Annotated in this window: 1 pseudogene; it reads right to left on the bottom strand. The window is 55.6% G+C overall.

Features of this window, described 5'->3' with window-relative positions:
• Positions 1-127, bottom strand: a pseudogene (locus tag VSR71_RS35250) (IS66 family transposase); the annotation flags it as partial.
• Positions 128-252 lie beyond the last annotated feature (125 nt).

Below are 252 nucleotides of genomic sequence, written 5' to 3'. Positions count from 1 at the left end.
CCATACAAGCTGCCTCGCGCACACTGCCATCGGTAAAAACAGCGTTGAAGCCCGCATACGCGTCTGCCTGCAGGATGCCGCGGAAGCCGGCCAGATGCGCTTGGGGATGTTGGCCCTGGCGATTTGGCCTCTGACCAAGATAAGGCCGAATTGCTATCATAAGCCTTGAGGTTATGAAAACACTTCGCCTTATTCGGATTGAGAATAAGCAGTTCAGGCCGTGAACGCCTGCCCAAACTGCCTTGCCCGCTT

Origin of the sequence: Cupriavidus oxalaticus, from assembly GCF_038900635.1 — a bacterium.
Lineage (GTDB): Bacteria > Pseudomonadota > Gammaproteobacteria > Burkholderiales > Burkholderiaceae > Cupriavidus > Cupriavidus oxalaticus_B.
The sequence above is the reverse complement of the archived record's forward strand: the minus strand, read 5'-3'. Positions and strand labels throughout refer to the sequence as shown.